This is a genomic window from Acetobacter cerevisiae (assembly GCF_001580535.1).
GTDB classification, from domain to species: Bacteria; Pseudomonadota; Alphaproteobacteria; order Acetobacterales; family Acetobacteraceae; genus Acetobacter; species Acetobacter cerevisiae.
Genome location: NZ_LHZA01000149.1, coordinates 65351 through 73317, shown reverse-complemented (window position 1 = coordinate 73317; position 7967 = coordinate 65351). Strand labels below are relative to the sequence as shown.

Here is a 7967-nt window from a genome sequence, read left to right as displayed (position 1 = left end):
ATGGCGGGGAAAAGCCCCTTTTTGAGCAGAGAGGCAGCTGTCCGGTGAGCCTTGAGATGTGTCGCATCAATCATCAGGCGCTTCGAACGGCCTGCCTGCTCTGTCAGGGCGACAAAGATCCTGTCAAAAACACCAAGGCGGCTCCAGCGAATGAACCGGTTATACAAAGTCTTGTGCGGACCATACACTTTCGGAGCGTCTTTCCACTGAAGACCGTTGCGGATCACGTAAACGATCCCGCTCAGAACGCGTCGGTCGTCCACACGCGGAATTCCATGCGCCAGAGGAAAAAATGGACTGATCTGTTCCATCTGGCTCTCCGAAATCAAAAACAACTCACTCACAGCCTCACCTCCATTGGTAAGCCTATGAATCACAACGTCTCGCTCAGTTCAATAAATTAATAGGTCCTGAGCCTAGGAAGTGTCTATTCATAAAATTCATAGAAAACCACTTTTAAAGTTTTAGCTTAACTAAAACTGGAGGTCCGGGCGGGAATCGAACCCACGTACGCGGATTTGCAGTCCGCTGCATCACCATTCTGCCACCGGACCGGCGTGGTGTGAGGGCCTTATCTCTCTTAACGCAGTTTTGGTCAAGCCATTGCGTGCAGGATTTTCAAAATGCCTAAGTGGGAGGAGATAAGGTGTGCCTCCTATTGTTTTTCACCACTATGAACAGGCCGTATGTTCGTTGGTCACCTTTGTGAAGGGCGTCTGATATCTGCGAACAGGTAAACCCACTTGAATATGGGGGGCATTATCCCCCCGCGTGCTCTTTCTGCCCCACATCCAGGCTTTGTAGAATATGCTTGCGCAAAAAGGCTGGCAGCAGGCGCTCTGCAATGCGAAGAACCCGAAACTGCCAGGGGAACATCAGCTCTGCCTGCCCGTTCTTGACCGCTTTCATGATCTTGCGGGCTGCACTTCCTGCGGAGACAAGAAACGGACGAGGCCCTTCCAGTCTCTGGCTCATCGGCGTGTCGACGAAACCCGGTATCACAAGGGTCAGCTGAATATTTTTCGGGCGCCAGGCCAGATTGGCAGCCTGAGCAAAGCAGGCAAGACCAGCCTTGGAACTGCTATAGGATGCCGCGAACGGGAGCTCATAGAAGCCGGCGACCGAGCCAATCAGAACAATTTTTCCGTAACCCTGGCGGAGCATGCTTTGTGCGGCAGCCGTCGCAAGCGTTACCGGCGTTGCATAATTGACCAGCGCGAGCTTCAGAACGCCCGCAGGATCTTCTGTCTGTTGATCGGGGGATTTAATATCGGACAACCCTGCCCCGAGGATGATCAGATCCAGCCCAGAGCGCTCCTGATCTTCCCGGAGGGCGGCAAGAGCGGTTTCACCATTAGAAAGATCAATCTGACGAGGAAAAACCTCAGCTCCGCGGGCACAGCACAGCTTGGCAATTGCGTCCAGCCGCTCTTTATTGCGGCCCCAGAGCATGAGCACGCGACCGGGTTTCGCGTAGCGTTTTGCCAGCTCCATACCGATGCCGCCAGTGGCTCCTGTAATCAGCACAGACCGGAGTTCGTGCCTGCTGGTTGAGACCTTGTTCACACTTCCCCCTTTTCCATTCCGTCGGAATGATGCATCACCTTGCGGTTTCCAGGCCCAGTTTGATGGAGTACCGATGACTACCCCGAACCAGATCGTCGTTTCCGCCGTCTCGGGCGCTCGTCAGCTTTCGCTCTTCATCAAGCTTCCGCGCCTTCTTTACAACGACCAGCCCAGCTATGTCCCACCCCTGGACATGGAGCAGCGCGATATGCTCCATCCGCGCCGGTCGCCGTTCTTCAGCCATGGCACGGCATGTTACTTTCTGGCCTGGCGTGATGGGAAGCCCATCGGGCGAATATCCGCTCAGATTGATACACTTGCTCTTGAGCAGCCCGGCCCCAGAACGGGGTTTTTTGGCGCTCTGGATGCTTTGGATACTGACTGCGTCAAGCCCCTGCTGGATGCCGCGACAAGCTGGCTCAAGGCGCAGGGCATTGAACGGATCAGAGGGCCGTGGACCCTGAATTATCACGGTGAATCGGGCACCATGATTGAGGGGCAAATGGAGCCTCCCATGATTGGCACAGGCTGGCACCCGGCCACGCTTGGGCCAGCCATTGAGCAGGCCGGCTTCTCCAAGGCGATGGATCTGCTGTCCTACAGGATGGAAACCAGCCCCGCAGCCGAGCAGGCCAACCGGATTCCCGCCAATCTGCGACAGCGACTGGGCGGCATCACGGTGCGTGGGCTGCGCAAAGACCATATTGATGAAGACGCGGACATCCTACGGTCGATTTATAACGACGCATGGGAAGGCACGTGGGGCAATGTCCCCATTACGGAAATTGAAATTCGCTCTCTGCTTAAAGCGTTAAAACCTGTCTTGCGGCCGGAGCAGTATGTTCTGGTTGAATTTAAAGGGGAGCCGGTCGCAATTGCGCTGGTCATCCCGAATATTTTTGACCTGAATGGCGATGTTGGTGGCGCGCCTTCCCCGCTTGGGTGGGTCAAGCTGGCATCGCGTCTGATTGCGCACGATTTCTATTCTGCGCGCGTGATTTTGCTGGGCGTGAAGAAAAAGCTGGCTGGTACGGCTCTCAGCGCCATTATTCCCGGGCTGCTGATTGATGAGCTGATGAAGCGAGGTCGCGATCTTCCTTATCGTACGATTGAGCTCGGCTGGGTGCTGGAAACCAACATGCCCATCCGGAACCTGATCGAGCGGATTGTGCCGGTTCCCTACAAACGGCATCGCATGTACGAAAAGCTGCTTTCCTGATGCGGTTAGGTCAGGCTGAAACTGCTCTTTTCAGCCTGATCTGGCCCCCTAAAGATGGCTCCAGCCACCTTTGGTGAACGGCATGGGTTGACCCTCGGCATCAAGAACCTGCACGCCCACTTTTCCTTCATGAAAGTAGCCAATGCGGGTCACCGCAACAGGCCCGTGAAGGGTTTCTAGCACCCCTGCCCGCATGAGCGCGGATTCGTGCGCAGGTGGAACCGCAAACAGAATCTCGTAATCATCCCCACCCGTGAGGCACACATCCAGCCAGTCCGGGCCGCAAGCTCGGGCCGCATCGGACAGAGGAACGGCATCGGCGGTGAGGGTCACGGCCAGTTCATTCTCACGTGCAAGGTGGCCTGCGTCCTGCAGGAGGCCGTCAGAGACATCCATAGCTGCGGAGGCCAGCCCGTAGAGAGACAGGCCTATACGGGGCTGTGGGAGCCTGTAGCGGTTGCTTAAGTGGCTGGATGGGTCAGGTAGGAGGCCTTGCAGGGCGCGCAGACCCAGAGCGCCATCACCAATCGTTCCGGTCACCCAGAGGCCATCACCAGCCCGCGCGCCGACGCGACGGATAGCCTGTCCGCGAAGAACCGAACCCAGAATGGTCAGAGAAAGGACAAGAGGCCCCTGCGTGGAGGTTGTGTCCCCTCCCAGCAGGCTGAGGCCAAAATGCTTCTGGTCGGCCTTCAGGCCGCTGCAGAAGGCTGTAAACCATGCATCGTCCAGACCCGGAGGCCGGGCCAGTGTGAGCAACCACCCCTCGGGCGTCGCGCCCATGGCTGCAAGGTCGGATAGATTACAGCGGAGGAGCTTGCGCCCGATGGTTTCAGGAGGATCGTCTGGCAGGAAATGAACGTTTTCCACCATGGCATCGGCAGCAATGACCAGATCTCTGTCTGCAGGTGGTGTAAAAACGGCAGCATCATCCTTCAGGCCCAGCGCTGCCGGGCCTGCAAGTTCGGAAAAGTGCCGATGGATGAAGCTGAATTCCTGCGGCAGATCAGTCAGCGGGACCACCTTCTTCTTCGTCTTCTTTTTCTGCCGTCGTGCCGTTTGCCAGTCTTTTCATGATGGTGTCGAGCACCCCATTGACCAGCTTGGGTTCATCACCCGAGAAGAAACCGTGTGCGATGTCGATGTATTCGTTAATCAGCACGCGCGCCGGCACACTGGATTCAAGCGCTTCACCCAGAGCGGCCTGAAACAGAGCGCGCAGAACCGGGTCCAGACGCGCCACCGGCCATGTTGCCGGGAGTGTCTGCGTCAACTGCTCCAGAATAACGCCGCGTTCCGCGACACCCTGCCGAACAATGGCGCAGAAAAGCTGCGTGTCGGCCTCAGGAATGCACCCTTCGTCATAAGACGCATTATCCAGTGTGGTGCCAAAACGATGCACCAGAAACTGCTGAATGACGCTTTCCGGGCGATCTTCATTCTGCTCAATCTGAAAAAGAGCCTGAATGGCGGCAACGCGGGCAGCGGTGCGGGGCCGTTGCGCGCCTTTGAGTTCTGAATGGTCCTGCAGCTCTGTCATCCCTATCTCCTGCTACCCGTATGAGGGAGCGGGGTTTCATGGCTTCTTTATGCCACGAGGTCCAGTCTTTTCCTGCGAATCAGGTTCTAATGAGTCCATTGACGTCAGAATTTCCGAAAAATCCCGACCTTCCGTGAAGTCTCTGTACACACTGGCAAAGCGGACATATCCGACGGTATCAACCTCTCTCAGCCCATCCATGGCCAGTTCCCCGATACGCGCTGAAGGCACTTCGGTTTCCCCGGTGGCTTCGAGTTGACGCACCAGCCCTGTGACGATCTGTTCGATTCTGCTTTCCGACACCGGGCGCTTGCGCAGAGCGATCCGGATCGAGCGGGTAATTTTCTCCCGCTCAAACGGCGCGCGGCGTCCATCAGCCTTGACGACAATCAGATCGCGCAGCTGTACGCGTTCGACTGTTGTAAAACGCTGGCCGCAGGACAGACAGGCTCTACGCCGGCGAATGGCCGAGCCTTCCTCATTGGGACGACTGTCCTTGACCTGACTATCCGGGTTCCCACAAAAAGGGCAACGCATCGTGACGTGAGCCTTTCTCACTCTGGCACCGAAAGGGCCGGTGCTTTTTCAAGCTTGGCCTTCTGGCGCGACATTGCGGTATAGTGACCGCAATAAAATTCTTTTGCCCCACCAGTTTATACCGGTCACGGGCTATTAAAAACTGGAGTTACGATGAAAATGCGTTTTCGTGCTGGCTGTGTCGCTGCAATGCTGGCTGGTCTGGCCCTCTCCGCCCCTGTTCTGGCGGAAGATCGGGACCCCGACAAATCTCTGCCTGGCCAGGATAACGCCCAGAACGATATCAGCATTACCAACACCAGCATGCAGTTCATCAAGGGTGAAAACCGCATGGCAGGTGTTTATTTTACAATCGCGAATAATGGCGGCAACGCACATCTGATGACCGATGTCCGGTCTTCAGCATGCCGGACGCTGGTCGGGCACCATTCTGATCAGGAAAGCACGCTGGGCACTTTGTCCCTGTTTACGCATCTTTCCTTACCCGCCCATACAACCCTCGTGTTTCCACGTGGGGGGTATCATCTGCTGTGTCTGGATCCGGACGCCTCTGTCCAGCCGGGACAGGACGTTTCCTTTACCTTCAGCTTTCTGGGTGGCTCATCCAAAAGCGTGACAATTAAGCTGGATCAGGCTGAGTCAACGCCTTGAAGGCAGGATTTCTTTTCCTCCCGGTTATGCCCTCGTAACGAGGTGTTAGCCGGGAGGAAAAGAGAGCGACTTAGAGAGGTTACACTGAGGTCGGGTTTGTCAGGGTCCGTTTCACGGCCTGATGCCAGCCAGCAATCATGGTCTTACGCTGTTCATTCGCCATGGAAGGCTTGAAGAGTGCGCCACGGGCCCATTCAGACGCCAGCGTCTTCTCATTTTCCCAGACACCAGTTGCCAGCCCGGCCAGGAACCCTGCGCCCAGAGCCGTAGTCTCAATGTTGCTCGGACGCTCAACATTGACCTGTAGCATGTCGGCTAGGAACTGACAGAACCAGTCATTCGCAGCCATGCCGCCATCAACGCGCAGAGCCTCAGTTGTGCCTGCTCCGTCCTGCGTCATGGCTGTGACCAGATCCAGAGTCTGATAGGCAACAGATTCCAGAGCGGCACGCGCAATATGGGCGGCAGTTGCATCAAGCGTCAGGCCGCAGATCAGGCCACGGGCATCCGGGTCCCAGTGCGGCGCACCAAGCCCCACAAACCCCGGTACCATGTATACGCCGTGGCTGTGCGGGACGCGCGTTGCCATATCGTCTGTCTGCGACGCATGCGTAATCAGATGCAGGCCATCACGCAGCCATTTGATAGCGGCACCAGCCACAAAGATGGAGCCTTCCAGCGCGTAAGACGTCTTGCCGTTGATGCGGTAAGCAATGGTCGTCAGCATTCGGTTTTTGGAAGTGACGGGTTTTTCACCCGTATTCAGCAACACAAAGCAGCCTGTGCCATAGGTGGCTTTGGCCATGCCCTGAGCAAAACACGCCTGACCGACCACAGCAGCCTGCTGGTCCCCTGCCATGCCGGCAATCGGAATGGCGCGGCCAAACAGAGCCGGATCTGTCTCACCAAAAATGGTGCTGTTGTCCTTCACTTCCGGCAGCAGAGCGGCCGGAATACGGAACAGACGCAGCAGATCATCGTCCCACTTCTGCGTGTGGATATCGAACAGCAGGGTCCGGGCCGCATTGGTAATATCCGTTGCATGCACCTTGCCGCCGGTCAGACGCCAGAGCAGGAAGGAATCAATAGTGCCGAACGCCAGCTCGCCCTTTTCTGCTCTGGCTCGTGCGCCGGATACATTATCAAGCAGCCAGGCCAGTTTGGTGGCGGAAAAATAGGGGTCCAGCAGCAGGCCGGTGCGCTCACGCACAAGAGCCTCAGCCCCTTCATCCCGCAATTTCTGGCACACAGCTGCCGTGCGGCGATCCTGCCAGACAATGGCGCGATGGATCGGCTTACCGGTTGCGCGTTCCCACACAACAATGGTTTCACGCTGGTTGGTGATGCCAATCCCGGCAATGCGGCTGGTGCCACCGGCTTTTTCCAACGCTGCGGTGGCTGTCGCTTTCGCGTCGTTCCAGATATCTTCGGGGCAATGTTCTACCCAGCCAGGTTCAGGATAGTGCTGAGCAAACTCCTGACGGGCGCTTGAAATTTCCTGGGCATTCCGATCGAACACAATACTGCGCGTAGAGGTCGTGCCCTGATCAATCGCCAATACGTAATCTTGCTTGCTCATCGCACGTTATCCTTATGGCTGGAGCAATTAATCTTGAGCAACGTCAGGCTGCCGGGCCCGAACGATCGCTGGCATGAAGGGTTTTACAACCCCCTGATAGAACCCGGCCCCCACTACACCGCCCAGAAGCGGTCCGGCAACCGGCACCCACCAGTAATTTCCGGGAGACGGGAAAGCTGCTTCCCCCCACCCGGCAAAATAACAGAACAGACGCGGCCCGAAATCACGTGCCGGATTAATGGCCCACGCTTCCAGATAGCCAGCGGAAGCGCCAATTGTTGCCACAAGCAGGCCGATAATCAGAGCCCCAGAGTTCGCCTGTGGGGCCTGTGTGTTGTATTCACACGTTACCGCAAAAATCCCCAGGAGCAGCATGGCTGTCAGGATGGTCTCATCCACAAATGCATGCATCGGGGTGATGAAATCGCCCGGATGGGTAAAGAAGACGCCAGCCGCCGCTCCGTCATGCCGCCAGTCCAGATGGTTGACGGCGGCGTAATGCGCGATGACGGGCGAGAAGAGCGTGTAGACAATCACCGCGCCCAGAAAGCCGCCGACAACCTGCGCTGCCCAATAGGGCACAACTTTTTTCCATGAAAAACCACGGTAACAGGCCAGCGCCAGTGTCACTGCGGGGTTGGCGTGTGTGCCGGAGACTGCGCCCGTGACGTAAATGGCAACCGTCACGCCCAGTCCCCAGACAATGCAGACGCCCCAATACGCCATTTTATAGGGGCTGGGGTCGTAGAGCGCATACATCGCTGCTACGGAATCCCCAAAAACAATAATGATAAAGACCGCAATGCATTCAGCGATCAGTTCGCCAATCAAGGCGCGTTGGGTGATTGTCATACTTTCCTCTTTTTATTTTTTAT

General features: G+C 56.7%; 9 protein-coding genes and 1 tRNA gene. 2 read left to right on the top strand and 8 right to left on the bottom strand.

What is annotated here, in order from left to right; genetic code table 11:
- The 3 genes from AD928_RS09460 to AD928_RS09450 all read right to left on the bottom strand — a co-directional run.
- On the bottom strand, positions 1-344 hold a 344-nt coding region (locus AD928_RS09460), incomplete at its 3' end, for a transposase (protein ID WP_233420030.1).
- Between the two features lie 136 nt (positions 345-480).
- Positions 481-554 (bottom strand) — tRNA-Cys (locus tag AD928_RS09455).
- Positions 555-759: 205 nt separating this feature from the next.
- A complete protein-coding gene (locus tag AD928_RS09450; RefSeq protein ID WP_233420029.1) occupies positions 760-1566 on the bottom strand; it encodes an SDR family NAD(P)-dependent oxidoreductase in 807 nt (268 codons plus the stop codon).
- A gap of 73 nt (positions 1567-1639) precedes the next feature.
- On the opposite strand from AD928_RS09450, the gene AD928_RS09445 reads away from it, so the two are divergent.
- Positions 1640-2785, top strand: coding sequence for a hypothetical protein (locus AD928_RS09445; protein ID WP_062140356.1), 1146 nt, complete (start codon positions 1640-1642; stop codon positions 2783-2785).
- Between the two features lie 48 nt (positions 2786-2833).
- Here the strand turns inward: AD928_RS09445 and thiL are convergent, their stop codons facing one another.
- Genes thiL through nrdR form a run of 3 tightly spaced genes read right to left on the bottom strand, consistent with a single transcriptional unit; the run spans position 2834 to position 4862 of the window.
- Positions 2834-3808, bottom strand: coding sequence for a thiamine-phosphate kinase (thiL, locus tag AD928_RS09440; RefSeq protein ID WP_062250060.1), 975 nt, complete (start codon positions 3806-3808; stop codon positions 2834-2836).
- Positions 3792-4325: a transcription antitermination factor NusB gene (nusB, locus tag AD928_RS09435; protein WP_062250058.1), complete on the bottom strand. Its 534-nt coding sequence runs from the start codon at positions 4323-4325 to the stop codon at positions 3792-3794. Before nusB ends, thiL begins: the two co-directional genes overlap by 17 nt.
- 36 nt (positions 4326-4361) lie before the next feature.
- Entirely contained in the window at positions 4362-4862 is a 501-nt protein-coding gene (nrdR, locus tag AD928_RS09430; RefSeq protein ID WP_062140362.1) for a transcriptional regulator NrdR, read from the bottom strand.
- A gap of 153 nt (positions 4863-5015) precedes the next feature.
- Between nrdR and AD928_RS09425 the strand changes: the two genes are divergently transcribed.
- The gene (locus AD928_RS09425) at positions 5016-5513 is read left to right on the top strand and encodes a copper chaperone PCu(A)C (protein WP_062250056.1); all 498 of its coding nucleotides are present in this window, start codon (positions 5016-5018) and stop codon (positions 5511-5513) included.
- A 79-nt stretch (positions 5514-5592) separates the two neighbouring features.
- On the opposite strand, the gene glpK is transcribed toward AD928_RS09425, so the two are convergent.
- Both glpK and AD928_RS09415 read right to left on the bottom strand, forming a co-directional pair.
- On the bottom strand, positions 5593-7092 hold the full coding sequence (glpK, locus tag AD928_RS09420) for a glycerol kinase GlpK (protein WP_062140366.1): 1500 nt from the start codon (positions 7090-7092) through the stop codon (positions 5593-5595).
- A gap of 27 nt (positions 7093-7119) precedes the next feature.
- Entirely contained in the window at positions 7120-7944 is an 825-nt protein-coding gene (locus AD928_RS09415; protein ID WP_062250053.1) for an MIP/aquaporin family protein, read from the bottom strand.
- Positions 7945-7967 lie beyond the last annotated feature (23 nt).